Annotated in this window: 24 protein-coding genes; 15 read left to right on the top strand and 9 right to left on the bottom strand. The window is 61.3% G+C overall.

The genetic code is table 11. The features are described 5' to 3' along the window. Positions 1-118: 118 nt before the first annotated feature. The 8 genes from rnd to ACSQ17_RS00765 all read left to right on the top strand — a co-directional run bounded on the left by rnd (position 119) and on the right by ACSQ17_RS00765 (position 7,579). Positions 119-1,252: a ribonuclease D gene (rnd, locus tag ACSQ17_RS00800; protein ID WP_436067181.1), complete on the top strand. Its 1,134-nt coding sequence runs from the start codon at positions 119-121 to the stop codon at positions 1,250-1,252. Then, on the top strand, positions 1,249-1,542 hold the full coding sequence (locus ACSQ17_RS00795) for a YcgL domain-containing protein (RefSeq protein ID WP_436067180.1): 294 nt from the start codon (positions 1,249-1,251) through the stop codon (positions 1,540-1,542). Before rnd ends, ACSQ17_RS00795 begins: the two co-directional genes overlap by 4 nt. Before the next feature lie 23 nt (positions 1,543-1,565). Next, the gene (locus ACSQ17_RS00790; protein ID WP_436070404.1) at positions 1,566-2,498 is read left to right on the top strand and encodes a D-2-hydroxyacid dehydrogenase; all 933 of its coding nucleotides are present in this window, start codon (positions 1,566-1,568) and stop codon (positions 2,496-2,498) included. Between the two features lie 92 nt (positions 2,499-2,590). After that, on the top strand, positions 2,591-3,040 hold the full coding sequence (locus ACSQ17_RS00785; protein ID WP_233684757.1) for a YcgN family cysteine cluster protein: 450 nt from the start codon (positions 2,591-2,593) through the stop codon (positions 3,038-3,040). Between the two features lie 64 nt (positions 3,041-3,104). Continuing rightward, the gene (locus ACSQ17_RS00780; RefSeq protein WP_436067179.1) at positions 3,105-4,331 is read left to right on the top strand and encodes a hypothetical protein; all 1,227 of its coding nucleotides are present in this window, start codon (positions 3,105-3,107) and stop codon (positions 4,329-4,331) included. Positions 4,332-4,380: 49 nt separating this feature from the next. Then, positions 4,381-5,268, top strand: a complete 888-nt coding sequence (locus ACSQ17_RS00775; protein WP_436067178.1) for a LysR substrate-binding domain-containing protein — start codon at positions 4,381-4,383, stop codon at positions 5,266-5,268. A gap of 97 nt (positions 5,269-5,365) precedes the next feature. Continuing rightward, positions 5,366-6,478 carry an agmatine deiminase gene (aguA, locus tag ACSQ17_RS00770; RefSeq protein ID WP_436067177.1) on the top strand — a complete coding sequence of 371 codons (1,113 nt, stop codon included), beginning with the start codon at positions 5,366-5,368 and terminating at the stop codon, positions 6,476-6,478. Between the two features lie 9 nt (positions 6,479-6,487). Further along, positions 6,488-7,579 carry an extracellular solute-binding protein gene (locus ACSQ17_RS00765; protein ID WP_436067176.1) on the top strand — a complete coding sequence of 364 codons (1,092 nt, stop codon included), beginning with the start codon at positions 6,488-6,490 and terminating at the stop codon, positions 7,577-7,579. Positions 7,580-7,589: 10 nt separating this feature from the next. On the opposite strand, the gene ACSQ17_RS00760 is transcribed toward ACSQ17_RS00765, so the two are convergent. Continuing rightward, a complete protein-coding gene (locus ACSQ17_RS00760; RefSeq protein ID WP_233684762.1) occupies positions 7,590-8,060 on the bottom strand; it encodes an RNA methyltransferase in 471 nt (156 codons plus the stop codon). A 133-nt stretch (positions 8,061-8,193) separates the two neighbouring features. After that, positions 8,194-8,565 carry a YajD family HNH nuclease gene (locus tag ACSQ17_RS00755; protein WP_233684763.1) on the bottom strand — a complete coding sequence of 124 codons (372 nt, stop codon included), beginning with the start codon at positions 8,563-8,565 and terminating at the stop codon, positions 8,194-8,196. 124 nt (positions 8,566-8,689) lie between these two features. On the opposite strand from ACSQ17_RS00755, the gene ACSQ17_RS00750 reads away from it, so the two are divergent. Next, a complete protein-coding gene (locus ACSQ17_RS00750; protein WP_436067175.1) occupies positions 8,690-8,989 on the top strand; it encodes a hypothetical protein in 300 nt (99 codons plus the stop codon). 10 nt (positions 8,990-8,999) lie between these two features. On the opposite strand, the gene ACSQ17_RS00745 is transcribed toward ACSQ17_RS00750, so the two are convergent. Continuing rightward, positions 9,000-9,473, bottom strand: a complete 474-nt coding sequence (locus ACSQ17_RS00745) for a Crp/Fnr family transcriptional regulator (RefSeq protein ID WP_436067174.1) — start codon at positions 9,471-9,473, stop codon at positions 9,000-9,002. Positions 9,474-9,904: 431 nt separating this feature from the next. After that, positions 9,905-11,935 carry a S9 family peptidase gene (locus ACSQ17_RS00740; protein WP_436067173.1) on the bottom strand — a complete coding sequence of 677 codons (2,031 nt, stop codon included), beginning with the start codon at positions 11,933-11,935 and terminating at the stop codon, positions 9,905-9,907. A gap of 152 nt (positions 11,936-12,087) precedes the next feature. Between ACSQ17_RS00740 and ACSQ17_RS00735 the strand changes: the two genes are divergently transcribed. From ACSQ17_RS00735 to ACSQ17_RS00720, 4 genes are all read left to right on the top strand, one after another. Continuing rightward, the gene (locus ACSQ17_RS00735; RefSeq protein WP_436067172.1) at positions 12,088-12,561 is read left to right on the top strand and encodes an MFS transporter; all 474 of its coding nucleotides are present in this window, start codon (positions 12,088-12,090) and stop codon (positions 12,559-12,561) included. Between the two features lie 66 nt (positions 12,562-12,627). After that, positions 12,628-13,071 carry an HIT family protein gene (locus ACSQ17_RS00730; protein ID WP_436067171.1) on the top strand — a complete coding sequence of 148 codons (444 nt, stop codon included), beginning with the start codon at positions 12,628-12,630 and terminating at the stop codon, positions 13,069-13,071. Next, a complete protein-coding gene (locus tag ACSQ17_RS00725; RefSeq protein ID WP_436067170.1) occupies positions 13,064-13,840 on the top strand; it encodes a class II glutamine amidotransferase in 777 nt (258 codons plus the stop codon). The genes ACSQ17_RS00730 and ACSQ17_RS00725 overlap by 8 nt, the downstream gene beginning before the upstream one ends. Before the next feature lie 15 nt (positions 13,841-13,855). After that, positions 13,856-14,380, top strand: a complete 525-nt coding sequence (locus tag ACSQ17_RS00720; protein ID WP_436067169.1) for a DUF2937 family protein — start codon at positions 13,856-13,858, stop codon at positions 14,378-14,380. A 125-nt stretch (positions 14,381-14,505) separates the two neighbouring features. On the opposite strand, the gene ACSQ17_RS00715 is transcribed toward ACSQ17_RS00720, so the two are convergent. Beyond that, positions 14,506-15,498, bottom strand: coding sequence for a DMT family transporter (locus tag ACSQ17_RS00715; RefSeq protein ID WP_436067168.1), 993 nt, complete (start codon positions 15,496-15,498; stop codon positions 14,506-14,508). A 105-nt stretch (positions 15,499-15,603) separates the two neighbouring features. Between ACSQ17_RS00715 and ACSQ17_RS00710 the strand changes: the two genes are divergently transcribed. Then, the gene (locus ACSQ17_RS00710) at positions 15,604-16,497 is read left to right on the top strand and encodes a LysR family transcriptional regulator (RefSeq protein ID WP_436067167.1); all 894 of its coding nucleotides are present in this window, start codon (positions 15,604-15,606) and stop codon (positions 16,495-16,497) included. Between the two features lie 77 nt (positions 16,498-16,574). Here ACSQ17_RS00710 and ACSQ17_RS00705 read toward each other — a convergent pair whose 3' ends face one another. From ACSQ17_RS00705 to ACSQ17_RS00695, 3 genes are read right to left on the bottom strand one after another with little or no spacing between them, the layout of a single operon-like run. Next, positions 16,575-17,753 carry a vWA domain-containing protein gene (locus tag ACSQ17_RS00705; protein WP_436067166.1) on the bottom strand — a complete coding sequence of 393 codons (1,179 nt, stop codon included), beginning with the start codon at positions 17,751-17,753 and terminating at the stop codon, positions 16,575-16,577. A gap of 34 nt (positions 17,754-17,787) precedes the next feature. Then, entirely contained in the window at positions 17,788-18,183 is a 396-nt protein-coding gene (locus tag ACSQ17_RS00700) for a GFA family protein (RefSeq protein ID WP_436067165.1), read from the bottom strand. A gap of 22 nt (positions 18,184-18,205) precedes the next feature. Then, complete coding sequence (locus tag ACSQ17_RS00695; protein WP_267808060.1) at positions 18,206-19,051, bottom strand: AAA family ATPase; 846 nt, start codon at positions 19,049-19,051, stop codon at positions 18,206-18,208. A 205-nt stretch (positions 19,052-19,256) separates the two neighbouring features. On the opposite strand from ACSQ17_RS00695, the gene cysK reads away from it, so the two are divergent. Beyond that, the gene (cysK, locus tag ACSQ17_RS00690; RefSeq protein WP_436067164.1) at positions 19,257-20,231 is read left to right on the top strand and encodes a cysteine synthase A; all 975 of its coding nucleotides are present in this window, start codon (positions 19,257-19,259) and stop codon (positions 20,229-20,231) included. A 147-nt stretch (positions 20,232-20,378) separates the two neighbouring features. Here cysK and metH read toward each other — a convergent pair whose 3' ends face one another. Further along, positions 20,379-24,089 carry a methionine synthase gene (gene metH / locus ACSQ17_RS00685; protein ID WP_436067163.1) on the bottom strand — a complete coding sequence of 1,237 codons (3,711 nt, stop codon included), beginning with the start codon at positions 24,087-24,089 and terminating at the stop codon, positions 20,379-20,381. Positions 24,090-24,227: the final 138 nt, after the last annotated feature.

Here is a 24,227-nt window from a genome sequence, read left to right as displayed (position 1 = left end):
GTGGTTCTCAATGCAAGCGGGCGCAGAATAGCGCGTCTGCCGGCTGTCGCGCATTGTGAATGCCCGGCTATTGGGCAGGGCGATATATACTGCGCGGCATTCTTCAGGGGAGAGCCGCGTGGCGATAGATATTCAGTGGATTGGCGATGACGCCAGCCTGGCACAGCATTGTGCAACCTGGCGCACGCTGGCGTTTGTGGCGCTCGATACCGAGTTTATGCGGGTCGACACCTTTTACCCGATTGCCGGCCTGTTGCAGGTCAGCGAAGGAGAACGGGCTTATCTGATTGATCCGCTGCTGATCAGTGACTGGGCACCTTTTGTCGATTTGCTCCAAGACGCAGCGGTGGTCAAGGTGCTGCATGCCTGCAGCGAGGACCTGGAAGTGTTTCTGCGTCTGACCGGCAGCCTGCCAGTGCCGCTGTTCGACACGCAACTGGCCGCCGGTTACCTCAACCTCGGCTTCTCCATGGGTTACTCGCGTCTGGTACAGGCCGTGCTGGAGATCGAGCTGCCCAAGGGCGAGACCCGCTCAGACTGGCTGCAGCGCCCATTGTCCGAGACGCAGGTCAGTTATGCCGCCGAAGACGTCGTGCACCTGGCCGAGGTGTATACCCGGCTCAAGGCGCAGCTGCCGGCTGATAAGTACGCCTGGGTGCTGGAAGACGGTGCCGAACTGGTCAGCAACCTTGGCCGGGAAACCGACCCGCGTCTGGCCTACCGCGAAGCCAAGCTGGCGTGGAAACTCTCCCGCCAGCAGTTGGCCGTGCTCCAGGTCCTGTGCACCTGGCGTGAAGAGCAAGCGCGCAAGCGCAACCAGCCACGCAACCGGATTATTCGCGAGCATTCGCTATGGCCCCTGGCGCGTACCCAGCCGGACAACCTGGTGGCGCTGGCGCGTATCGAGGACATGCACCCGAAAACCGTGCGTCAGGACGGCGAGTTCCTTCTGCGGCTGATCAAGCAGGCAGCCGACATTGCACCGGCGGACTGGCCCGAGGCGTTGCCCGAACCCTTGCCGCTGGAAGCCTCGGCGCTGCTGAAGAAACTGCGGGCCATCGGCCAGCGCGAGGGTGAGCGTCTGGGCATCGCCCCGGAGCTGATGTTGCGCAAGAAAACCCTCGAAGCCCTGTTGAAAACCGGCTACCCCAGTGGCCCCTACCAGCTGCCGGATTCCCTGCGCGGCTGGCGACGTGAATTGATGGGCCAGGCACTGCTTGATTGCCTGGCTGCAACCGGAGACACCGCGTGAAACGTATCTGCTCAATCTACAAAAGCCCGCGCAAGAACGAGATGTACCTCTATGTGCTGAAAAGCGATGGCCTCAAACGTGTACCTGAAGCGCTGTTGAGCGCCTTCGGTACTCCGGCTCTGGCCTTCGAATTGATCCTCACCCCCGAGCGCCAACTAGCCCGCGAGGACATCTACAAGGTGCTGGCCAACCTCGACGAGCAGGGCTACCACCTGCAAATGCCGCCACCGGAAGATGAATACATCGAGCACCTGCCCGATGAACTGCTGCGCCGTAACGATCCGGTGTGATGAACCCGCCAGCTGACACCCCGCTGCGCGTACTGATCGCGGAGGGCGAGCATCGCCGCTATGCTGCGCTGCTGCGTGAACAGGCCCCGGAGCTGGATGTGTTCGGCAGCGACCAACTGGGCGAGTTGCAGCAGCAAGCGCCCACCTGCCCTGTGTGGTTGGGGCAGCCCGATCTGTTGGCTGCCATGCTGCGCCAGGGTGTTCGGCCGCAATGGCTGCAATCGACCTGGGCAGGCATCACGCCCTTGCTGGCCGCTGATTTGCCAAGCGATTACCGCCTGAGCCGCGCCGTGGGCATCTTCGGTCAGGTGATGGCCGAGTACGTACTGGGTCATCTGCTGGCCCATGAACGTCAGTTGTTTGCCCGTCTGGCTGCTCAGGTCGAGCAGCGCTGGGACAACCGCGCACCGCAGAGCCTGGCCGGACGCACGGCGTTGATTGTCGGTACGGGTGATATCGGCTTGAGCGTGGCGCGGTTTCTCGCGCCGTTCGGCATGCAGTTGCTGGGCATTGCCAGCAGCCCGCGCAATCTGCCGCCGTTCCGTCTGGTGGCTGGGCTCGACGAACTGCCAAGCCTGGCGGCTGAGGCCGATTACCTGATCAATCTGCTGCCCGACACGCTCGCCACCCGTGATATTTACAACGCCGAGCTGTTTGCTGCCTGCAAGCCCAGCGCACTGTTCATCAACGCCGGGCGCGGTGTGGCGGTGGTCGATGAGGCGTTAGTCAGTGCCTTGCAGCAGGGGCAACTAGCAGGCGCGGTGATTGATGTTTGCCGAGTAGAGCCGCTGCCTGCTGGCCATCCATTCTGGGATGCACCGCGTTTGTTGCTGACCGGGCACAGTGCTGCACCGACAGATCCGCGTCTGTTGGTGCAGCTGTTTGTCGATAACCTGCAACGCTGGCGTGCCGATGAGGTCTTGGTGGGGCAGGTGGATTTTGCTCGGGGTTATTGAGTCAGGCGGCAGCCATTCGGCTTGCCGCCCTTGGCCGCGCCAGGCCAAGCGGCTAGACTGCCGGCCTTTTCGCCCCTCACTGTACCCTCGCCATGGCCGCCAAAGTCGAACCCTTCTGGAAACGCAAAACCCTCGAACAGCTGGATCAGGACGAGTGGGAGTCGCTGTGCGATGGCTGCGGCCTGTGCTGCCTGCAAAAGCTCGAAGACGAGGACGATGGCAGCGTCTATTACACGCGCATCGCCTGCAAGCTGCTGGACCTGCAAACCTGCCGCTGCACGGACTACAGCAACCGGCGCAAATTTGTGCCCGACTGCATCCAGCTCACCCCGGCCCAGGCCGATCAGTTCCAGTGGCTGCCGCCGACCTGTGCTTACCGTCTGGTCAGCGAGGGCAAGGACCTGTTGCTGTGGCACCACCTGGTGTGTGGCGACCCTGAGCAGGTGCACAAACAGCGGATTTCCCAGGCAGGGCGCATGCTCAGCGAAAACAGCGTGGCTGAGGATGAGTGGGAGGACCATATGATCTTCCGCGCCGGCTGAACCTCGTCTGCAAATGCCAGCCTAAACTCGCCTGAACCATTCAATTGCACTGTGGAGCTTTGGCATGTTGCTGCGTCGTCTGTTGCTGTCTGTTGTGCTGCTGAGCCTGAGTACCCCGCTGTGGGCGAAGAAGGTTGATCTGGATTACCGCGTGCGTTTTCTGCCGGAGACTGAGCAGGCCGAAGTTAGCCTGACCCTGGAGGACGGCGCACGGGTCATCAGCCTGGCCTTCAATTTGGGCGACCAGGGCGTTTACAGCGACTTCAAGGCCGATGGCCAATGGACCCAGGACAGCCCAGCGTTGGGTGTCTGGCAGCCAGCCAAAGGCAAGGCAAAGCTGACCTACTTGGTACGCATCAACCATGAACGTGCCCCCGGGCGTTTTGATGCGCGTATCACCAAGGATTGGGCGCTGCTGCGTGGCGACGATCTGGTGCCGGCGGTCAAGCTGCGTCAGGAGGATCACACCGTGCTGGTGTCGCGCCTGCAGTTCGACCTGCCCAAGGGCTGGAAGAGTGTCGAAACCGGCTGGCAGCGGGTCGGCAAGAACAAGTTCCGCATCGACAACCCACAGCGCAAGTTCGACCGCCCAACAGGCTGGATCGTGGCCGGTAAAGTCGGCACGCGCCGCGCCAAACTCGGTGAAACCGACGTGGCCATCGCCGCGCCAGTAGGCGAGGGCATGCGCCGCATGGATGTGCTGACTCTGCTGACGTTTATCTGGCCGCATGCCCAGGACGTGTTCCCGCGTGATCCGGCCAAGTTACTGATTGTCGGTGCTGGTGACCCGATGTGGCGCGGCGGGTTGTCGGCGGCCAATTCCTATTACATGCACAGTGACCGTCCGCTGGTCAGCGAAAACGGCACCAGCTCCCTGGTGCACGAACTGGTGCATGTATTCAGCCGAATCCGCGCCCGTGACCGCAGTGACTGGATCACCGAGGGCTTGGCCGAGTACTACGCCATCGAGCTGATGCGCCGTGCCGGTGGCCTCAGCGAGGAGCGTTACCAGAAGATTCGCGAACAGCTGATCCGCTGGAGCAAGCCGGTGCAGAGCCTGCGCACCGACAACTCCAGTGGCCCTGTCACTGCCCGCGCGGTATTGCTGTTGCAGGAGCTGGATCGGGAAATCCGTCAGGCCACCAAAGGCACCACCCAGCCACGTTCGCTGGATGACGTGACCCGCGGCCTGATGCGCCTGGACAAGGCCAGCACCAAGGACTTTATCGAGATCAGCGAAAACGTCATGGGCAGTGCCTCCGAGGTGCTGGACAACAAGCTGTTGCGCTAGTCACCTGCCTGAGTAAGCATGCGGCGCAGTTGCCAGCGAGGAGCGCCGCATGCGCCGTCTACCGTCTCTCACTGCCTTGCGCACCTTCGAGTGTGCCGCCCGGCATGCCCACTTTGGCCGGGCCGCGGCCGAGCTGTGCGTCACCGACAGCGCGGTCAGCCATCAGATCCGCCAGCTAGAAGAGCAGCTCGGTACGCCGCTGTTCCAGCGTGACGGCCGCCAGGTGCGCCCCACACCGCAGGCTCAGCGTCTGTTGCGCAGTGTGCAGCAGGCCTTCGAGCTGATTCTGGATGCCTGTGATGAACTGCGCGACCCCGGCTCCCAGGCGCAGTTGCGCATCGCAGTAACCGCCGAACTGGCGCAGAAATGGCTGATCGGTCGCCTGGCCGATTTCAGCGAACGCTATCCGCAGATCACCCTGCACCTTTATGAGCAGCCGCTGGAGGCGACCCAGCCCGGCGAGGAAGTCGACTTGGCGATCACCTACGGCACCGGTCCGGCCGATGGCAGCGCCTACTTCGTGCGGCCATTACCGACCCTGCTGTTCTTCCCGGTGTGCAGCCCCGGCCTGTTCAACCAGCTGCCGCTCAAGCACCCGCGCGACTTGGCCCGCCACTGCCTGCTGCACGATGACCAGGACGGCAAGACCTGGACCGCCTGGCTGGCCACCCATGCCGGCGATATCCAGCCGCAGCGCCACCTGTACCTCGGCCATGCCGGCTTGACCATGGAAGCGGCTGCACGCGGGCAGGGTGTGGCCATCGGCGACAACCTGACCAGCGCCGAAGACCTGGCCAGCGGCCGCCTGGTGCGCCCGTTTGCCGCCAGCGTGGCCTCGCTCGGGCAGTACGCGCTGGTCTGCGAACGGTTGCGCCTGGACAAGCCGGCGGTGGCGCAGTTCGTTGAATGGTTCACTGATCAGTTGGCTGACCTGTGAATTGAATTCAAGGATTCCGCGATAATGGTCATTGGTCGCCGGCGCGCTGCCGCGGGTACTGTCGGGCTATCCAACAGCCACCGACGAGTACCTAGCAATGGCCCGTTCCCTGACCTCTCTGCCCAAAACTGACGGCTTCCGCCTGCCCGGCGAATTCGAACCCAAGACCCGCTGCTGGCTCGGCTGGCCGGAGCGCACCGACGTGTGGCGCAACGGCGCCAAGCCGGCGCAGAAGGTCTGGGTCGAGATCGTCACCGCCATCGCCAGCAGCGAGCCGGTCACCGTCTGCGCCTCGGCCGCCCAGTACGCCAACGCCCGCCGCCAGCTGCCGGCCCATGTGCGGGTGGTGGAAATGACCTGCAATGACACCTGGTTCCGCGACAGCGGCCCGGCCTTTCTGCTCAACGACGCGACCGGCGAGGTGCGCGGCGTGGACTTCGAGTTCAACGCCTACGGCGGTCTGGACGGCGGCCTCTACTATCCCTGGGACAAGGATGACCAGATCGCCCAGAAGATCCTCGAGATCGAAGGCTTCGACCGCTACCGCACCCCCTTCATCGCCGAGATGGGCGGCATCCAGAGCGACGGCCAGCGCACCCTGCTGACCACCGAGCAGTGCCTGCTCAACCGCAACCGCAATGCTCACCTGGGCAAGGATGAGATGACCCGCCGGCTGCACGACTACCTCGGTGCCGAGCAGGTGATCTGGCTGCCGCGTGGCTGCAAGTTCGATGAAACCGATGGCCATATCGATGACCTGGCCTGCTTCGTCCGCCCGGGCGTGGTGGTGCAGCAGTGGACCGATGATCGCAACGACCCGCAGTGGGAAATCTACCAGGAGGCCTACGACATCCTGCGCAGCACCCGCGATGCTCAGGGTCGCGAGCTTGAGGTACACAAGCTGCCGCAGCCGCGCGTGCTGGAGTGGACGGCAGAAGAAGCCGAGGGCCTGGACCAAGACGACGCCACCCACACCCGCCAGGCTGGCACGCAGATCTGCGCGTCCTACATCAACTACTACGCCGGCAACTCGGCGATTGTCGTGCCGCTGTTCAACGATCCCTGCGACCGCGTGGCCCAGGCCACTCTGGCCGAGTTGTTCCCCCAGCACCGCATCATCGGCATCGAGAATTCGCGGGAAATCCTCCTCGGTGGCGGCAACGTCGCCTGTATCACCATGCCGCAGTACGCCGCGCCCAAGCGCGCCTAGGAGGTTTCGATGAAATTGCATGCCAGTCTGTTGGCGTTAGGCCTGGCCGCGAGCGTTCAGACGCTGGCGGCCGAGGCGCCGAAGCAGGTCAATCTGTTTATCTGGGGCGAGTACCTGGCCCCGGATACCCTCAGTCAGTTCGAGCAGAAGACCGGGATCAAGGTGGTGGTCGATCATTTCGATTCCCTGGAAACCGTGGAAACCAAGCTGCTCACCGGGCGCAGCGGTTATGACCTGGTACTCACGGCCGGGCAGCACCTGCAGCGGGCCATCAAGAGTGGCGCCGTACAGCCGCTGGACAAGGCTGCGCTGCCGCACTTCGCCGGGCTTGATCCGGAGTTCACCGGGCACATGGCGGCCTTCGATCCGGGTAACCGCTATGCCGGGTTGTATGTGTGGGGTACCACCGGCTTTGGCTATCAGCAGCAGGCCATTGCCAAGCGCATGGCCGATGCGCCGACCGACAGCTGGGCGATGCTGATGGACCCAGCCGTCGTGGCGAAGTTTGCCGACTGCGGGGTGAGCTTTCTTAATGACCCCAATGAAGTGTTTGCCGCCGCGTTTCGCTATCTGGGACTGGATATCAACCAACAGAGCCTGGACGATCTGAAACTGGCCGAGGCGCATCTGGCCAAGGTGCGGCCGTCGATCCGCTACTTCGACAACGACCGCAATATCAGCGACCTGGCCAACGGTGATACCTGCCTGGCGATGTCGTGGAATGGCAACGTCTCGATTGCTGCCGGCCAGGCTGAGCAGGCAGGCAAGCCCTACAGCCTGCGCTACAGCATCCCGCGTGAAGGCACGCTGATCTGGTTCGATGCAATGGTGATCCCCAAGGACGCGCCACACCCCGAGGTAGGCCTGGCGCTGATGGACCACCTGATGACCCCCGAGGTCATCGGCGCTATCACCAACACCATCTACTACGCCAACGCGGTGCCGGCAGCCAATGCCGCGGTCGATCCGACGATTCTCGCTGATCCAGGCACCTACCCACCTGCCGCGATACGCGCCAAGCTCTATACCAAGAACGACAACAACCCGGTATTCAACCGCGCCCTGACGCGCGCATTCAGCCGGCTCAAGTCGGGGCTCTAGGCTATGTGGGTTATTTGAATTTGGGGCCAGACTTTGTGTTGTTACCCTTGGCCAGACGATCGTAGAGCACGACGTTAACCGTCGCAGCAAGGTTCATGCAGCCTTCGGTGGGGATGTAGATCACATCCTCGCACCAGTCGCGCACTTCCTTGCTCAGTGAACCGTCTTCGGGGCCGAAGATGTAGATGGCGCGGTCGGGGTGGGTGTACTCAGGCAACGGCCGGGCCCCTTCGACCAGCTCCACGGCCACTGGCGTGCAGCCCAGGGGGATGATCTGTTGCAGATCCGCTACGCCAATCAGCGGGATATCCATGTAGATGCGCTTGGTGTCGGTGACAAAATCACGGGCACGCTCGTAGCGTTTGCCGGTGTAGAACACCGAGCTGACGCCATAGCAGCCCGCTGCGCGCATCACGGCACCGACGTTTTCCGGGGATTTCGGGTTGAACAGGCCGATGCAGGCGTATCTCTTGTTGGCCACGCTGTACTCGCAAAGATTCGGTAGATAGAGCGCCGCAGCAGAACGACCGCAACAGGTCGCCAAGGGCGGCAGGGCAGAACAGGCCGGCGAGTATAACGCCGTGCACCGGTTGGCTGCGTCGGGCTGACGCTTGCTAGTTCTTTTTCAGCAGGGCAGCGAGGTCGGCGAAGGGGTTGTGGGTCGCCTGGGCGGTCTTTGGCGTGCTCAGCGAGCCTTCGCTGAAGTACTGCTGGTCGGTGTAGCGCGCGTGTTCGTTATCGTGACAATACAGGCACAGCAACTCCCAGTTGGAGCCGTCCTGCGGGTTGTTGTCGTGGTTGTGGTCGCGGTGGTGCACGGTCAGTTCACTCAGGCGTTTGCCGGAAAACTCGCGGGCACAGCGCCCGCAGACATGCGGGTACATTTTCAGCGCCTTGTCGCGGTAGCCTTCTTCGCGCGTGCGCTGGGCTTCGGCGAGAATGCGGTCAAGCTTGCCAGTGGCGGATGGGGATTTATCGCTGCTCATCTGATGTCTCGTGCGGTGGGCCTTGGTTGCAGTCTAGCCGTGCCGGTCGTCAGTGAGAACCGCCGATGTGGCACTTAACGGCAAGCCTGTGGCCCAACGCAGTAACCTCACAGGAGATCCCAGCATGCGCTTGACTGCCCTGTTGTTCGCTTTGACCACCCTGGCCAGCACGTCAATACTGGCTCAGCAACCCCCGAAAATGCCGGCCACGGCCCCCGCGACAGGAGCCCCTGGCACCGCCACACCACAACCTTACGCACCCGTGCCGGCGCAGCACTTGCCTAACTCAAGTAGCCAGAACCCGCCGCTGCTCAACCCGTTGCCAAAGCCCGAGGCCCGTGAGCCGCGTCGTGACGAGGATCTGCGGTTGCTACAGGAGCAGCGTGAGCGTAATGCGCAGCCGGTGCTGAAATCGGCGGAGTAAGCGGCAGTCGTTACAGCTGTTGTTCCACCAGTTGACCGTCGGCCATGCGCAAACGTCGCGACATGGCGATGGCAATCGCGCGAATCACCTTGGCAGCAGTTTTCGGGGATTCACCGAGCATCTTGTCCAGGGAGTCCTTGGCCAGCATCAGCAGGCTGCAGTCACTGACGGCAATGCAACTGGCCGAGCGCCGTTCGCCATCGAGCACGGCCATTTCACCGAAGGCGCGGCCTTTGCGCAGTTTGGCCAGTTCGATGGTTTCACCGCTGGAGTTGATCTTGCGTACCGAGACTGCCCCAGCGTGGATGATGCACATAAAGGTGCCCGGGTCGCCCTCGCGGCAGATGCTCGCTTCGGGGGCGCACTTGCTGATATTGAAATAGCCGGCGGCGCTGAGCAGTTCATTCGGGCTGAGGCTGTCGAACAGGCCGCAGTCGAGCAGCATGTCGCGTATTTCATCAATCAGTTGTGACTGGGCGGGCATGGACGGCAGCCTGGGATGGCGCGACATTTGTCGCATACTTTGACCTTAGCCGTCGGCCATCACGCTTGCCAGCGCCGCCCGGTGCCTGCCGCCGAGTGGCGCTGGTGTGGCATGAATCTAGAAACTGAAACGCTGCATGACGCCCTGCAAACGTGCGGGAATAGCGTGCAAAGCGTTCATCGAAGAGCTACCCGCTTGCAGCCGAAAAGCCGCAATAAATGAATGCTGATCAGCCAGTTTTCATGGCAGGCCTTTTATTGTGGCAGGTAGCCAAATAGGGGGGGGCAGCGCGCCGTTTTGGGCTTCCGGTTGCAACCTCATGCGTCAGGTCGATTAGGTAATTGCTCCTAAACATCCGCTGTCTAGGGCCCACACTGACCCATTAGCGCGCCGCCCACCCGAATAGGATGGGGCTGCGCGCTATCAGCGACTTAAACCCGGCCCAGTACCTTGAGGATAAAGGCGTATTCCAGGGCAACATCCTTGAGCGCCTGGTAGCGGCCGCTCATGCCGCCGTGGCCAGCATCCAGTTCGGTTTTCAGCAGCAGCAGGTTGTTGTCGGTTTTTTGCGCGCGCAGCTTGGCTACCCATTTTGCCGCTTCCCAGTACTGCACGCGGCTGTCGTTGTAACCGGCCACTGCGAGAATCGCCGGATAGGCCTGAGCTTTTACATTCTCATAGGGGGCATAGCCCTTGATCCGCGCAAACACCGCGGGATCCTGTGGATCGCCCCATTCGTCGTACTCGGTGACGGTCAGGGGCAGGTCAGGGTTCTGCATGGTGTTGAGCACATCGACAAACGGCACTTCGGCGATGGCCGCGGCAAACAGTTCGGGGCGCTGATTGAGCACCGCGCCCATCAGCAGGCCGCCGGCGCTGCCGCCGCTGATCACCAATTGCTGAGCGCTGGTATAAGCGTTGCTGATCAGGTGTTCGGCGCAGGCGATAAAGTCGCTGAACGAGTTCTGCTTGTGTTCCAGCTTGCCGCCGCGGTACCAGGCTTCGCCCAGCTCGCCGCCACCGCGCACATGGGCGATGGCAAAGATAAAGCCGCGCTCAAGCAACGACAGGCGCGCATGGGAGAACCAGGGGTCGAGGCTTTCGCCATAAGCGCCGTAGCCATACAGGTAGAGCGGCGCAGGGCTGCCGAGCACGTCGCGTTTGGCCACCAGGGTGATCGGCACCTGGGTACCGTCGGCGGCAGTGGCCCACAGGCGCTGGCTGACATAACTGTCGGCATCGAAGCTGCCGAGTACCGGGGTTTGCTTGAGGACGACCTGCTCGCCAGTGGCCAGTTCCAGTTGGCGCACCTGCGCCGGGCGATTGAGCGCTTCATAACGCAGGCGAATGACTGGGCTGTCGAATTCCAGGCTGTCCTGCACATACAGGCTGTAGGCAGCGTCCGGTAACTGTACGCGGTAGGCAGCTTGCCCCTGCGGTTGCACATCGATGATCGGCAAGCCGTTCTCGCGCAGGCTGAGTATCAGGGCCTGCTGATTGAGGGTGACGCCTTCCAGCATCACCTGTGGGTCATGCTCGCGCAGCAATTGCCAATGGGTTCGTTGCGGGGCGGCTTCACTGGCGTACAGCAGGGCGAAGTTGATGCCGTGCTGGTTGCTGCGGATCAGCCAACGCCATTGCTCATCCAGCATACCGTGGTCGACGTCGTATTCATGGCCTTCTTCACGTTGCGCGACGCAGCTGAAGTGGCCCTCCGGGGTTGCCGCATCCAGTATCCAGGCTTCGCTGGTGGTCTTGCTGCCCAGTTGCAGGATCAGGTGGCGCTCGGAGCTGCTGCGGTAGCAACTGAGAAAGAAACGACCATCCGGCTCATGGAACACCTGTTCGGCTGCATCGGTACCGAGGCGGTGGCGATAGAGTTTGTGCGGGCGGTGGGTGTCGTCCAGTTCGCCGAAGAACAGGGTCTGGCTGTCATTGGCCCAGGTCATACTGCCGTCGCAGTCCTCGAAGGGCAGCTCAATCAGGCTGCCGTCGGCCAGTTCCTTGACGAACAGCTGGTAGGTTTCTTCGCCGCTGATGTCCAGGCTGTAGGCCAGGCGCTGGTGATCCGGGCTGATGCTGAAGGCGCCCAGCGAGATAAAGCCGCCCTCGGCCAGGGCGTTGGGGTCGAGTAGCAGCTGTTCGCTGGCCTCATCGACCGTCAGTGAACCATCGACGGGTTTGCGGCAGCGGTAATGCCGCGGGTATTCATCGCCAGCGGTGGTGCGTTGGTAATACAGGTAAGGGCCCCAGGGCGAGGGCAGGCTGAGGTCGGTTTCACGGATGCGCGCCTTGATCTCCTGAAACAGGCTTTCGCGCAGCGTCAGTTGCTCGCTGAGTTGTTGTTCCAGGTAGGTATTTTCCGCTTTGAGGTAGTCAAGCACCTCAGCGCTGTCGCGGTTTTCCAGCCAGCGATAGGGGTCGGCAGCGTTCTCGACGCGGGCGATGGGGGCGTGGGGCATGAGGTGGCTCCATTGACGTGCGCCGACAGCGGGGACGCCGCTGCGGACAAAAGCCGTTATCATAAGCGCCACTTCGCCTGTCGGGCGCTGAAATCTGTGTGCTGATGTGCGTGCGCGCCGGCTGCTCTTCACTGTCAGAGAATTTGCGTTTTATGAGTGAACACGACTACCTGCTTGCCTGGGGTGCCTATCTGGTGGCGGCGTTCGGCTGCCTGCTGGTATGGCTGCGTCTGACCGGCTGGATGTGGCGTTATTTGCGTGAGCCGCTGCGAGTACTGGTGTTGGTGTTGCTGTTCAGCCCGACCATTGTCGACCCTGGCAAGGAGCAGTTCGCCCCCTCTATTGCCATTACCGCGATGGATCTGCTGCTTGGCGTCGGTAACAACGCCTGGCGCGCAGTCGCGGATTTGAGCATGTATGGCCTGATTGTATTTGGCTTGTACCTGTTATTTGTCGCCATCCGCTGGCCGCTGGAGCGCTGGTGGCAAGCTCGCAAAGGTCCGGCCCCGATTGCCGACGACGAACCGACGCTGCGCGAGATGATGACGCGCGACGAGCAGGACTTTGGTGACACCCGCGTTGATGGTCGTGGCGATCGCCGTTTGCGGGTTGAGCCGCGTCTGTAATCTGCGCTGCGCACTTGCACCGGACGGCACAGCCGTTCAGCATGCCCCTTTGACTAAGGAGGGGTTATGGAGTGTGTGTTCTGTGCAATTGCCGCCGAGCAACTGCCTGCCGAGCGTATCTATGAGGATGAACACTTTATCGTCCTGCTGGATATCTTCCCCTTGCGCCCGGCTCATGTGCTGATCGTCAGCCGCGAGCACGCGCCGTTTCTCAAGGACCTTTCCATTGCCGCCGCAGATGCGCTGCTGCCATTGGCGCAGCGGATTGCCGCCGCCCTGCGTGCGGCTGGCTATGGCGAGCAGGGCATCAATTTTCTGATCAATGACGGGCCGACCTCCAACCAGCATGTACCGCACTTGCATCTGCACCTGATTCCACGGCGCAGCGGCGATGTCATGCAGCTGCTCTGGCGCGCCCTGACGCGTTTTCTGCCGTTGGCGCGCAAACGTATCGAGGCGCGATTGGCGCTTGAGGCGCAGCAACTGCGCGAGGCTTTAGCCAATGTGTGAATTGCTGGGCATGAGCGCCAATGTGCCGACCGATATCGTCTTCAGCTTTACCGGGCTGATGCAGCGCGGCGGACGTACTGGCCCGCACCGCGATGGCTGGGGCATCGGTTTTTATGAAGGGCGCGGCCTGCGTCTTTTTCAGGACCCGCGCGCCAGTAGTGAATCAGAGGTGGCGCAGCTGGTGCAGCGCTACCCGATCAAGAGCGAAGTGGTAATTGGCCATATTCGCCAGGCCAATGTCGGCCGGGTCTGCCTGGCCAACACCCATCCGTTTGTCCGCGAGATGTGGGGGCGCAACTGGTGCTTTGCGCACAACGGCCAGTTGGCCGCGTTCAGCCCGCATCTGGATAACTACCGACCGATTGGCGATACCGACAGTGAGGCGGCGTTCTGTGATCTGCTCAATCGCCTGCGCCAGGCCTTCCCTGAGCCGGTAGCGGTGGAGGAACTGCTGCCGACCCTGGTCAGTGCCTGCGTCGGCTATCGCCAGCACGGCGTGTTCAATTGCCTGCTCAGCGATGGCGACTGGCTGTTCAGCTTCTGCTCCAGCAAGCTCGCGCATATCACCCGGCGCGCGCCGTTTGGCCCGGCGCACCTGAAAGATGCCGATATGCAGGTGGATTTCCAGGCAGAAACCACACCCAATGATGTGGTCACCGTGCTGGCCACTGAACCCTTGACCGATAACGAGAGCTGGACGCTGTATCAGCCCGGCGAGTGGCGCTTGTGGCGTGGCGGCGAATGCATAGCGCAGGGCCTGACGGACTGAATGGGGGGAGGGAAGATGTTGAGAAGTTATCTGCGATTAGCCTTGTTTGCCCTGGGTTTGCTGGTTGGGGTACAGGTGCCGGGGTTTATCGACGACTACAGCAAGCGCGTCGAAGCCCATCGCATCGAATCGGAGCTGGGCCTCAAAGGCTTCCGCGAAACGGCGAAGCGCTTTTTCAAAGGCGATCTGGTGGCCCTGGTCGGCCATTACCAGGCCAGTGCAGATCCTGTGATGCGCAGCGATGCTCAGAGCCTGGGCACGCTGGTCGAGCGTTCGGCCTTTCTGGAGCGTGAAAGCAAGGCCATGCAAGGCCCCTGGTACGCTCAGGTCTGGCATCTGGCCACTGCGGCTGATCATGAGTTGATGGCGGAAACCTTCGCTGCTTACCGCTACCAAGTACTGCTGGCCCCGGAAGCCATCGCCTGGGGCATTGCCTGTGCACTGCTGCTGGCCTGGCTGCTGGAAAGTCTGGTGTTGTTGGTCGGTATGCTGCTTGGGGCTGGCCGCAGCCAGAAGGTTCAGCAGCGGCACTGGCGTTAGGTTTTACGATCAGCCTTTTGGTCTTGTGCGAGGGCTCTGTGGGAGGGGCTTTAGCCGCGACAGCTCTTGCAGGCCTGAATGCGTCGCGGCTAAAGCCCCTCCCACAGACAGCTACAGCCGTCAGTCTAGTGGCTTGATGAAACGGCTTTGGCACGTGACGCCTTATGGCTCTGGGCGGTGTCAGTTTGGTCAACAGACTCTGCTTGAGTAGCCAGTGCCTTGCGCCGCGATACCAGCAAGACCCCCGCCAGCACCAAACCTGCCCCGGCCAACTGAGCCAACGACACCGGTTCTGCCAGCAGCATCCAGGCGAAAACAATCGTCAGAATCGGCCCCAGCGTACCAATCAGCACGGTACGCGCCGAGCCGATCAGACGCAGCGCCGCCGATTGCCAGAAGATCGGCAACACCGTGGAGAAAATCGCCATCGCCGCGCTGTAGGCGTACACCTCAATCGGCAGTTGCAGTGCGCTGAACGGCTGGGTGGCGAGAAAATGCAGCTGCGTGGCAAAGGTGGAAACGATGATCGCCAGGGCCGCAAAGCGTATGGTGCCCAGCCGATGAATCGCCACTTCGGCCCCCGCGCTGTAAAGCGCGTAGGACAACGCCGAGCCGAAAACAAATGCCGCGCCGATCAGCACCACCTTGAGGTCTTCTGCCACCTGCAGGTCATGGGCGAAGGCCAGGGCAATCCCGACGTAGGTCAGCAGCAGTGCGGCAATCTGACGTTTCTCCAGGCGCTTGCCTAGAAACAACACGCCGATCAGCACGGTCATAGTCGGGTAGATAAACAGGATCAACCGCTCCAGCGCCGCCGAGATGTACTGCAGACCAATAAAATCCAGAATGCTGGCGCCGTAGTAACCGAGCAGCCCAAGGGCTACCAGCATGCCCCAGTCTTTGCGGGTCAGCGGTGGTGCGTTACGGCACAGCCACAACGTGGCCCAGAGGGCGATGGGCAGGGCAAAGCTCATGCGCAGGGCGAGCAGGGTGACGGCATCTACCGGCGCGGCGGCGTAGGCCAACTTGACGAAGATGGCTTTGAACGAGAAGCCAAAGGCAGCAAGGATCGCCAGTGCGATACCTACGCGCTCAGTTGACCAGGTTTTCCATGGCATCTTGGGGCGATTCCTTAAGTGTTGTGCTGCGCCGAATGATGATGGGTATAGAATCAGCTTGGAATTGGCTTTTTCATAACAGATCGTTCGGATTTAACTAACGCTATGCAGTATGACCTGATTGATCTGCGCCTGTTTGTCGCCATTGCCGAGGCGAAAAACCTCACCCGTGGGGCTGAGCGCGTGCACCTGGCGGCGTCTTCGGCCAGCCACCGTATGCGCTTGCTGGAAGCGTCAATTGGCACGCCGCTGCTGCTGCGTGAGCCGCGTGGTGTCAGCCTGACCCGTGCCGGCGAGTCCTTGCTGCGCCATGCGCGACAGGTGTTTGCCCAGCTCGAACAGATGCATGCCGATCTGACGCCTTACGCCAAAGGCGTGCGCGGGCATGTCAGCCTGTGGGCCAACACCCACGCCACCCATACCTTTCTGCCCGACAGTCTGTCGACGTTTTTGCAGCGTCATCCGCAAGTCAGTATCTCCCTGGAAGAACACACCAGCCCGCATGTGCTGATGGCGGTGGCGCGCGGTGAGGTGGAGGTTGGCGTGGTGGCGGGAGCGATTGAGGGGGCTGAAGTCGAACTGATTCCGTACAGGGAAGACAGGCTGGTATTGATTGCACCGCTCGATTATCCACTTGCCACATGCGACAGCAGCCTGTTTGCCCAGGTATTGGATTACCCCTTTGTGATGTTGCATTCAGGCTCGGCGATCCACACCTTCACGATGAATGCTGCTGCCGCATTGGGGCGACACCTTGAGGTGCGGATTCAGGTGCGCAGCTTTGAAGCGGTGTGCCGCATGGTCAGTGCAGGTGTTGGTATCGGTATGGTGCCGCGCAGTGCGGTAAGCGACGGTGCGTTGCGTATGCCGCTTGCCGTGGTTGAACTGGAGGAAACCTGGGCGCAGCGTGATCTGAAAGTCTGTGTGCGCAAGCGCGAGCTGTTGTCCGGGTTTGCCGCGGAGTTGGTAGACTGCCTGACTGGTAGTAGTCCCCGGTAGGGTGCGCTGTGCGCACCACGAGGCCGCTGATAACTGCAACCAGGTGCGCATGGCGCACCCTACGAAACCTGTTGCTGTTACTTGGAGAGAAAGCGCATGCCTTCTTCCAACCCTTGTAGGGTCAACGGGTACATCTGGTCTTCGACCAGCTCGCGCATGATGTTGGTCGAGGCGGTGTAGTTCCAGGTGTCCTTGGGGTAGGGGTTGATCCAGATAAGCTTCTTGTACTTCTCCATAAAGCGCTTGATCCAGATATAGCCCGGCTCCTCGTTCCAGTGCTCGACGCTGCCGCCGGCCTGGGTGATTTCGTAAGGGGCCATTGCTGCGTCGCCGACGAACACCACCTTGTAGTCCGCGCCGTACTTGTGCAGCAGGTCCTGGGTGGAGAAGCGCTCGGAGGTGCGGCGCAGGTTGTTCTTCCACACCGACTCGTACACGCAGTTATGGAAGTAGAAGTACTCCATATGCTTGAACTCGGTCTTGCAGGCGCTGAACAGCTCTTCACAGACCTTGACGTGGGCATCCATCGAACCGCCGATATCGAACAGGATCAGCAGTTTCACTGCGTTGCGCCGCTCCGGGCGCATCTGGATATTCAGCAGGCCGCCGTCTTTGGCGGTGTGGTCGATGGTGCCATCCAGGTCCAGCTCGTCCTGCGCACCCTGGCGGGCGAATTTGCGCAGGCGGCGCAGGGCCACCTTGATATTGCGCGTGCCCAGTTCGACCTGATCGTCGAGGTTCTTGTATTCGCGCTGGTCCCAGACCTTGACGGCCTTGCCCTGGCGTTTGCCGGCGTCACCGACGCGGATGCCTTCCGGGTTGAAACCACCTGAGCCGAATGGGCTGGTGCCGCCGGTGCCGATCCATTTGTTGCCGCCTTCGTGGCGTTCCTTCTGCTCTTCGAGGCGCTTTTTGAACTCCTCGATCAGCTTGTCGAGGCCGCCGAGGGATTCGATGCGGGCGCGTTCTTCGTCAGTCAGCGAGCGCTCGAATTCCTTGCGCAGCCACTCATCGGGGATCAACGCCTCGATATGCTGGTTGAGGTTTTCCAGGCCCTTGAAGTAGGCCCCGAAGGCGCGGTCGAACTTGTCGAAGTGGCGTTCGTCCTTGACCAGAATGGCGCGGGCGAGGAAGTAGAACTCGTCCATGTCGGCGAACACCACGTTGTGTTTCAACGCGTTGACCAGATCGAGCAGCTCGCGCACCGACACCGGCACCTTGGCGGCGCGCATTTCGTTAAACAGGTTGAGCAGCATGGCTGCGCCCTCGTGAATTCATCTGAGTGTGGCGCTAGGAGCGCCGCTCCAATGGCAGTCCATCGTTGATGGCGTACCAGTCGGCCTTGGCTTCGGGGAAAATATGCTTCTGGGCGATTTCACCCACTGGCGTGTCCAGCGTGCCGAGCGCCACTGAAAGCCAGTTCGGGTGGGGCTGGTCGCTGTACCACTGCAGGCTTGAGCCACAGTGTTTGCAGAAGGTTCGCGTCACCCCCGGCGAAGACTGGTAGATGCCCAGTGAGTCCTCGCCCTGAGTGAAGTGGAAATCCCTGCGACGCACGTTGGCATACGTTGCGAATGCTGCCCCATGCGCCTTGCGGCACATCGAGCAGTGGCAGTGGTTCGCCGACTCGATCGGGGCATCGATGCGGTATTTCACCACTGCGCAAAGGCAACTGCCGCTATGCATGGATTTCCTCCCGGCTGCCGGTTCAGCGGCTGGCGCGGCGGCTCATAAAGGCCAGACGCTCAAGCAACTGCACATCCTGCTCGTTCTTCACCAGGGCACCGGCCAGTGGTGGGATGGCCTTGGTGGGGTCGCGTTCGCGCAGCACCGCTTCGCCGATATTGTCGGCCATCAGCAATTTCAGCCAGTCGACCAGTTCGCTGGTGGATGGCTTTTTCTTCAGCCCCGGCACCTTGCGCACGTCGAAGAATACGTCCAAGGCCTCTGCCACCAGATCCTTCTTGATATTGGGGTAGTGCACATCGACGATCTTCTGCAGGGTCGCGCGATCCGGGAAGGCGATGTAGTGGAAGAAACAGCGACGGAGGAAGGCGTCCGGCAGTTCTTTTTCGTTGTTCGAGGTGATGATGATGATCGGGCGCTGCTTGGCCTTGATCGTCTCGTTGGTCTCGTAAACGTAGAACTCCATCTTGTCGAGTTCCTGCAACAGGTCGTTGGGGAACTCGATGTCGGCCTTGTCTATTTCGTCGATCAGCAGAATGACGCGCTCTTCGGACTCAAAGGCCTCCCAGAGTTTGCCTTTCTTGATGTAGTTGCGCACGTCGTGAACTTTGTCCGAATCCAGCTGCGAGTCGCGCAGGCGGCTCACCGCATCGTATTCATACAGGCCCTGGTGGGCTTTGGTGGTGGACTTGATGTGCCAGGTGATCAGACGTGCGCCAAAGGATTCGGCCAGTTGTTCGGCCAGCATGGTTTTACCGGTGCCCGGCTCACCCTTGACCAGCAGCGGGCGCTGCAGAGTGATGGCGGCGTTGACCGCAAGTTTGAGGTCGTCGGTGGCGACGTAGGACTGGGTGCCTTCGAACTTCATCGGTAAATCCTCGAACGGTAACGCGCAGGGCCATACCCGCGGGTTCAGTATTTGAAAAAACAGACTATAACGCGCAGCCCCGGTGACTGTGAACGCAGACGGGGCATTCAGTCACTGAATAGCGGGTCACGCCCTGTGCTGGACGGTTGCCTGCGCGCGTTTTAGTCTGGGGGACTGTTGGAAACCCACGCACAAGGACATCGTCATGAGTCGCATCTTCGCAGACAACGCACAAGCCATCGGCAACACTCCGCTGGTCCGGATCAATCGCTTGGGGCCTGCTGGGGTGACCATCCTGGCCAAGATCGAGGGGCGCAACCCGGCCTACTCGGTGAAGTGCCGTATCGGCGCGAGCATGATCTGGGATGCCGAGGATCGTGGCGTGCTCAAGCCCGGCATGACCATTGTCGAGCCGACCTCGGGCAATACCGGCATCGGCCTAGCCTTTGTCGCGGCGGCGCGTGGCTATAAGCTGCTGCTGACCATGCCAGCTTCGATGAGCCTGGAGCGGCGCAAGGTGCTCAAGGCTTTGGGCGCCGAACTAGTGCTGACCGAGCCGGCCAAGGGCATGAAGGGCGCTATCGAGAAAGCTGCGGAAATCGCCGCCTCTGACAGCGCCACCTACTTTATGCCGCAGCAGTTCAACAACCCGGCCAACCCGGCGATCCATGAAAAGACCACCGGCCCGGAAATCTGGAACGACACCGAGGGCGCGATTGACGTACTGGTGGCAGGCGTCGGCACCGGCGGTACCATCACCGGTATTTCGCGCTACATCAAGAACACTCAGGGCAAGCCGATCCTTTCGGTAGCGGTCGAGCCAATCAGCTCGCCGGTGATCACCCAGACCATCGCGGGTGATGAAGTCAAACCCAGCCCGCACAAGATCCAGGGCATCGGCGCCGGTTTTGTTCCAGGCAACCTCGACCTGAGCATGGTCGACCGGGTGGAGCTGGTGACCGATGACGATGCCAAGGCCGTGGCCCTGCGCCTGATGCGCGAAGAGGGGATTCTCTGCGGGATTTCCTGCGGTGCAGCCATGGCGGCGGCGTTGCGTGTGGCTGCCGAGCCCGGAATGCAGGGTAAAACCATCGTGGTGATCCTCCCAGACTCGGGCGAGCGTTACCTGTCGAGCATGCTGTTCAGCGATATGTTTACCGAGCAGGAATTGCAGCAGTAACCGGCGACAACATCGGCAGTGTGGGAGGGGCTTTAGCCGCGAAACATTGGTCTAAAGCCCGCCGCTAAAGCGCCTTCCAGATAAAAGAAATGCCGCTCACCTGATAGGTGAGCGGCATTTTTATTGGGCGAGTAGCGAGGGTGTTACTTAGTTGTCATAGCCCAGGTTGGGCGCCAACCAGCGCTCGCTGACGTTCAAGTCCTGCTTTTTCCGGGCGGTGTAGCTTTCCACCTGGTCCTTGTCGATTTTGCCGACGGCGAAGTATTGCGCCTGTGGGTGGGCGAAGTACCAGCCGGATACGGCTGCGGCCGGGAACATGGCGTAGTGCTCGGTAAGGAACACGCCGCTGGCACCTGCCTTGTTGAACTCGGCCGCCGGGTCGAGCAGGGTAAACAGGGTCTTTTTCTCGGTGTGATCCGGGCAGGCCGGGTAGCCAGGTGCCGGGCGGATGCCTTTGTAGGCTTCCTTGATCAGTTCCTCGTTGGACAGCTGCTCGTCCGGCTCATAACCCCAATAAGTGGTACGTACCTCTTTGTGCAGCCACTCGGCGCAGGCTTCGGCCAGGCGGTCGGCCAGGGCTTTGACCATGATCGAGTTGTAGTCGTCGCCGGCGTCCTGATAGGCCTTGGCCACTTCCTCGGCACCGATACCGGCGGTGGTGATAAAGCCGCCAACATAGTCGGTGATGCCGCTGTCTTTCGGTGCAACAAAGTCGGCCAGGGAGTAGTTCGGCTTGCCGTCCGGCTTGATGGTCTGTTGGCGCAGGTGATGCAGAGTGGCCAGCTTCTCGCCGTTGTCGGCGTAGACGTCCAAGTCGTCATCATTCACCTGGTTGGCGGGCCAGAAACCGAACACTGCACGGGCGCTGATCAGTTTTTCGTCGATCAGTTTTTTCAGCATGGCCTGAGCATCGGCATACAAGGCTGTCGCTGCTTCGCCGACCACTTCATCGGTGAGGATGCGCGGAAACTTGCCGGCTAGGTCCCAGGAGATAAAGAACGGTGTCCAGTCGATGTACTCGGCCAGAACATTCAGGTCGATATTGTCGAGCACCTTCACACCGGTGAACGTCGGCACGCTCGGCTGATAGCTCGTCCAGTCGAACTTGGGTTTGTTTTCTACCGACTTGGCGTAGCTCAAACGCTCGGTGCGGGCACTGCGATTGGCGGTGCGCTCGCGCACTTCGATGTAGTCCAGGCGGGTGCGCTCAACGAAGTCTGCTTTCAGCTCTTTGGACAGCAGTTGAGTGGCCACGCCCACAGCGCGCGAGGCGTCGGTGACGTACACCACGGCATCGTTCTGGTATTTGGGCTCGATCTTCACCGCGGTGTGGGCTTTCGAGGTGGTGGCGCCGCCGATCATCAGCGGCAGGTGGAAATCCTGGCGCTGCATTTCGCGGGCGACATGCACCATTTCATCCAGCGACGGGGTGATCAGGCCGGACAGGCCGATGATGTCGCACTTCTCGGCGATGGCCGTCTGCAGAATCTTCTCCGCCGGCACCATCACGCCCAGGTCGACGATGTCGTAACCGTTACAGCCCAAGACTACGCCGACGATGTTCTTGCCGATATCGTGCACATCGCCTTTTACGGTTGCCATAAGGATCTTGCCCTTGGCTTCCGGCTTGTCGCCTTTTTCGGCCTCGATAAACGGAATCAGGTGGGCCACGGCCTGCTTCATCACGCGGGCGGATTTGACCACCTGCGGCAGGAACATCTTGCCGGCGCCGAACAGGTCGCCGACCACGTTCATGCCGGCCATCAGCGGGCCTTCAATCACTTCGATGGGGCGTGCGCATTGCTGGCGGCATTCTTCGGTGTCTTCAACGATATGCGTGGTCACGCCCTTGACCAGCGCATGCTTGAGCCGCTCGACCACGCTCCAGGTGCGCCACTCTTCGGTTTCCGCTTCCTTGACGCTGCCATCGCCCTTGTAATTGTCGGCAATCGCCAGCAGCGCTTCGGTGGCGCCGGCGTTGCGGTTGAGCACCACATCTTCCACCGCGTCGCGCAGCTCTTTGGGTATCTCGTCGTAGATTTCCAGCTGGCCGGCGTTGACGATGCCCATGGTCAGGCCGTTCTGGATCGCGTAGTACAAGAACACCGAGTGAATCGCTTCACGCACCGGGTTGTTGCCGCGGAAGGAGAACGACACGTTGGACACGCCGCCGCTCGACAATGCATGGGGCAGGTGGTCGCGGATATAGGCACAGGCCTCAATAAAGTCGACCGCGTAGTTGTTGTGTTCTTCGATGCCCGTGGCCACGGCGAAGATGTTCGGGTCGAAGATGATGTCTTCCGGCGGGAAGCCCACTTCGTTGACCAGAATGTCGTAGCTGCGCTGACAGATCTCGCGTTTGCGCGCGGCGGTGTCGGCCTGACCGACCTCGTCGAAGGCCATGACCACCACGGCTGCACCATAGCGTTTGCACAGGCGGGCATGGTGCTTGAACTGCTCAACACCTTCCTTCATCGAGATCGAGTTGACGATGCCCTTGCCCTGGATGCATTTCAGGCCGGCTTCGATCACCTCCCACTTGGAGGAGTCGATCATGATTGGTACGCGGGAGATGTCCGGTTCGCCGGCAATCAGATTCAGGAAGGTGACCATGGCCTTCTGCGAATCGAGCATGCCCTCGTCCATGTTGATGTCGATCACCTGGGCGCCGGCTTCCACCTGCTGCAGGGCGACTTCCAGGGCTTCGGTGTAGTTGTCCTCGCGGATCAGCCGGGCGAACTTGGCCGAACCGGTGATATTGGTGCGCTCGCCGACGTTGATAAACAGCGAGTTGCGGTCGATGGTGAACGGCTCCAGACCCGACAGGCGACAGGCCTTGGGAATATCCGGGATGGCGCGCGGCGGGTATTTGCTCACCGCTTCGGCAATCGCTTGGATATGCGCCGGCGTGGTGCCGCAGCAGCCGCCGACAATGTTCAAAAAGCCCGAGGCGGCAAACTCTTCCACCACCACGGCCATTTCCGCGGGGGTTTCGTCGTATTCACCAAAGGCATTCGGCAGACCGGCGTTGGGGTGCGCGGAGACAAAGGTGTCAGCCTTGTTGGCCAGCTCTTCCAGGTACGGGCGCAGGTCACTGGCACCAAGGGCGCAGTTCAAGCCCACGGAAATCGGCTTGGCGTGCCGCACCGAGTTCCAGAAGGCTTCGGTGGTCTGCCCGGACAGGGTGCGGCCGGAGGCGTCAGTGATGGTGCCGGAAATCATGATCGGCAGCTCGAAGCCTTGCTGCTCGAAGACTTCCTGCACGGCGAAGATCGCCGCCTTGGCGTTAAGGGTGTCGAAGATGGTTTCGATCAGGATCATGTCCGCGCCGCCTTCGATCAGGCCGCGGGTGGCTTCCACGTAGTTTTCCACCAGTTCGTCGAAGGTGACGTTGCGGTAGCCAGGGTTGTTCACATCCGGGGAAATCGAGCAGGTGCGGCTGGTTGGGCCCAGCACACCTGCGACGAAACGCGGACGATCCGGCGTTTCCAGGGTTTTGGCATCGGCCACACTGCGGGCGAGGCGCGCACCCTCTACGTTCAGCTCATACACCAGGCTTTCCATGCCGTAGTCGGCCTGCGACACCTGGGTGGCGTTGAAGGTGTTGGTTTCGAGGATGTCGGCGCCGGCATCCAGGTAGGCTTTTTCGATGGCGCCGATCACGTCCGGGCGGCTCAAGATCAGCAGGTCGTTGTTGCCTTTGACATCCTGCGGCCAGTCGGCAAAGCGTTCGCCACGGTAATCGGCTTCCTCCAGCTTGTAGCTCTGGATCATGGTACCCATGCCGCCGTCGAGAATCAGGATGCGCTCGGAAAGAGCCTTCTGCAGAGCGTGGAGGCGGGCGGTGCGATCAGACATGGGGAACTACCTGGGGAGCGGAAACAAAGGCGGCGATGATAGCAAAGCTGCGTGCTTTTGCAGTGGTCTGCGCTTTCACATGAATCCTGCTCATGTTTGTTGATTCGCCATTCTTGCCTGACGCTAGCTAGAATCGGC

It is taken from the genome of Pseudomonas sp. LjRoot71 (genome assembly GCF_964253255.1).
GTDB lineage: Bacteria > Pseudomonadota > Gammaproteobacteria > Pseudomonadales > Pseudomonadaceae > Aquipseudomonas.
The sequence above is the reverse complement of the archived record's forward strand: the minus strand, read 5'-3'. Positions and strand labels throughout refer to the sequence as shown.